At 67.1% G+C, this 3,548-nt stretch carries 2 protein-coding genes; both read left to right on the top strand.

Annotated features, from left to right (window positions below):
* Positions 1–812 (top strand): ATP-dependent protease ATP-binding subunit ClpX (gene clpX, locus ACIY1X_RS25535; protein ID WP_399686257.1); only part of this gene is annotated, 812 nt, incomplete at its 5' end.
* A 144-nt stretch (positions 813–956) separates the two neighbouring features.
* Positions 957–3,401 carry an endopeptidase La gene (gene lon, locus ACIY1X_RS25530; protein ID WP_399686254.1) on the top strand — a complete coding sequence of 815 codons (2,445 nt, stop codon included), beginning with the start codon at positions 957–959 and terminating at the stop codon, positions 3,399–3,401.
* The last annotated feature ends 147 nt before the right edge of the window (positions 3,402–3,548 follow it).

Genomic DNA, 3,548 nt, shown 5'->3' with positions numbered 1-3,548 from the left:
CCGAGGCCGGCTACGTCGGCGAGGACGTCGAGAACATCATCCAGAAGCTGCTGCAAAGCTGCAACTACGAGGTCGAGCGCGCCCAGCGCGGCATCGTCTACATCGACGAGATCGACAAGATCAGCCGCAAGTCCGACAACCCCAGCATCACCCGCGACGTGTCGGGCGAGGGCGTGCAGCAGGCGCTGCTCAAGCTGATCGAGGGCACCATGGCCAGCGTGCCGCCGCAGGGCGGGCGCAAGCATCCCAACCAGGACTTCCTGCAGATCGACACCACCAACATCCTGTTCATCTGCGGCGGCGCCTTCGCGGGGCTGGAAAAGGTGATCGAGGCGCGCACCGAGGCCTCGGGCATCGGTTTCGGCGCCGTGGTGCGCAGCAAGCAGCAGCGCAGCCTGACGGAAGTGTTCCGCGAGGTGGAGCCCGAGGACCTGATCAAGTTCGGCCTGATCCCGGAACTCGTGGGGCGCCTGCCGGTGGTGGCCTCGCTGGCCGAGCTGAGCGAGGACGCGCTGATCCAGATCCTGACCGAGCCGCGCAACGCCGTCGTGAAGCAGTTCTCCAAGCTGCTGCAGATGGAGGGCGTCGAGCTGGAAGTGCGCCCCGCCGCGCTGCGCGCCGTGGCGCGCAAGGCGCTGGCCCGCAAGACCGGCGCCCGCGGCCTGCGCTCCATCCTGGAACAGTCGCTGATCGACACCATGTTCGAGCTGCCCAACGTGGGCAACGTCGAGAAGGTGGTCGTGGACGAATCGACCATCGAAGAGAACAAGCCGCCGCTGCTCGTGTACCGCGAGGCGGCCAAGAAGGCCTGAGACGCCGCCGGTGCAGGTCGCTGCCGTTGCTCCTCCTGCCCCTTCCCGCCTCGCGCCTTTGACGCTGATTTCGATGCCGACGGCGTTCCGCCTTGAAAATGGCGGCGCGCCGTCCATCTTTGCCTGACAACCCAGAGGATTGCCATGTCCGGCCATACCCCCCTGCCTTCCGATCCCATCGACCTGCCGCTGCTGCCCCTGCGCGACGTGGTGGTCTTCCCCCACATGGTCATCCCGCTGTTCGTGGGGCGGCCCAAGAGCATCAAGGCGCTGGAACTCGCCATGGAGGCCGAGCGCCGCATCATGCTGGTGGCCCAGAAAGCCGCCGCCAAGGACGAGCCGTCGGTCGACGACATGTTCGAGGTCGGCTGCGTCTCGACCATCCTGCAGATGCTCAAGCTGCCCGACGGCACCGTGAAGGTGCTGGTCGAGGGCCAGCAGCGCGCCCGCGTGGCGCGCATCGACGACGGCGAGACGCATTTCACCGCCAACGTCGTGCCGCTGGAGACTGACGGCGCCGCCGCCAGCACCGAGGTGGAGGCGCTGCGCCGCGCGGTGATGCAGCAGTTCGACCAGTACGTCAAGCTCAACAAGAAGATCCCGCCCGAGATCCTCACCTCGATCTCCAGCATCGACGACGCCGGCCGCCTGGCCGACACCATCGCCGCCCACCTGCCGCTCAAGCTCGACAGCAAGCAGGCGGTGCTCGACCTGGCCGGCGTGAAGGAGCGGCTGGAGAACCTGTTCGGCCAGCTCGAGCGCGAGGTCGACATCCTCAACGTCGACAAGAAGATCCGCGGCCGCGTGAAGCGGCAGATGGAGAAGAACCAGCGCGACTTCTACCTCAACGAGCAGGTCAAGGCGATCCAGAAGGAGCTCGGCGAGGGCGAGGAGGGCGCCGACATCGAGGAGATCGAGAAGAAGATCAAGGCCGCCCGCATGCCCAAGGACGCGCGCAAGAAGGCCGAGGGCGAGCTCAAGAAGCTCAAGCTCATGTCGCCCATGTCGGCCGAGGCCACCGTGGTGCGCAACTACATCGACGTGCTGGTCGGCCTGCCCTGGGCGAAGAAGACCAAGATCAAGCACGACCTGGCCAACGCCGAGACGGTGCTCAACGAGGACCACTACGGCCTGGAGAAGGTCAAGGACCGCATCCTCGAGTACCTCGCGGTGCAGCAGCGCGTGGACAAGGTCAAGGCGCCGATCCTGTGCCTGGTCGGCCCGCCGGGCGTGGGCAAGACCTCGCTGGGCCAGTCGATCGCCAAGGCCACCGGCCGCAAGTACGTGCGCATGGCGCTGGGCGGCATGCGCGACGAGGCCGAGATCCGCGGCCACCGCCGCACCTACATCGGCGCGCTGCCGGGCAAGGTGCTGCAGAACCTCTCCAAGGTGGGCACGCGCAATCCGCTGTTCCTGCTGGATGAGATCGACAAGCTGGGCACCGACTTCCGCGGCGACCCGTCCAGCGCGCTGCTGGAGGTGCTGGACCCGGAGCAGAACCACACCTTCGGCGACCACTACGTCGAGGTCGACTTCGACCTGTCCGACGTGATGTTCGTCGCCACCTCCAACTCGATGAACATCCCGCCGGCGCTGCTGGACCGGATGGAGGTCATCCGCCTGGCCGGCTACACCGAGGACGAGAAGACCAGCATCGCGCTGAAGTACCTGCTGCCCAAGCAGATGGAGAACAACGGCGTGCGCGAGGGTGAACTGCTCGTCACCGAGGACGCGGTGCGCGACATCGTGCGCTACTACACCCGCGAGGCCGGCGTGCGCTCGCTGGAGCGCGAGCTCTCGAAGATCTGCCGCAAGGTGGTCAAGGGCCTGCAGCTCAAGAAGATGGAGCCGAAGGTCACCGTCGACAGCGGCAACCTCAACGACTTCCTGGGCGTGCGCAAGTACAGCTTCGGCCGTGCCGAGCAGCAGAACCAGGTGGGCCAGGTGGTCGGCCTGGCCTGGACCGAGGTGGGCGGCGACCTGCTGACCATCGAGGCGGCCACGCTGCCGGGCAAGGGCATGATCACGCGCACCGGCTCGCTGGGCGACGTGATGAAGGAGTCGGTCGAGGCCGCGCGCACGGTGGTGCGCAGCCGCGCCCACCGCCTGGGCATCCGCGACGAGCTGTTCGAGAAGAAGGACATCCACATCCACGTGCCCGACGGCGCCACGCCCAAGGACGGCCCCAGCGCCGGCGCCGCCATGACGACGGCGATCGTGTCGGCGCTCACCGGCATCCCGGTGCGCGGCGACGTGGCGATGACCGGCGAGATCACGCTGCGCGGCGAGGTCACGGCCATCGGCGGCCTGAAGGAGAAGCTGCTGGCCGCCCTGCGCGGCGGCATCAAGACGGTGCTGATCCCGGAAGAGAACGCCAAGGACCTGCAGGAGATCCCCGAGAACGTGAAGAACGGCCTGGAGATCGTGCCGGTCAAGTGGATCGACAAGGTGCTCGAGCTGGCGCTGGAGAAGCAGCCCGAGCCGCTGTCGGACGAGGAGGTCGCGGCCTCGCAGGCGGCGATGGCCGAACTGGCCAAGCAGCGTGCCGGCGCCCCGGCGCCGGCCACCGACGGCTCGGTCAAGCATTGATGTCGTGCACGAGGCCCGCCGGTTGTCCGGAGGGCCTCGTTTTCGGCATATAATGCAAGGCTTCCGGCAAACGGAAGAAGCTGAAACACAGCGCGGGAATAGCTCAGTTGGTAGAGCGCAACCTTGCCAAGGTTGAGGTCGGGAGTT

It is taken from the genome of Xenophilus sp. (genome assembly GCF_044462705.1).
Classification (GTDB): Bacteria; Pseudomonadota; Gammaproteobacteria; order Burkholderiales; family Burkholderiaceae_C; genus Xenophilus; species Xenophilus azovorans.
The sequence above is the reverse complement of the archived record's forward strand: the minus strand, read 5'-3'. Positions and strand labels throughout refer to the sequence as shown.

Coding starts and splice junctions, on each gene's coding strand:
- lon (WP_399686254.1), top strand. CDS start 957: ATGTCCGGCCATACCCCCCTGCCTTCCGATCCCATCGACCTGCCGCTG.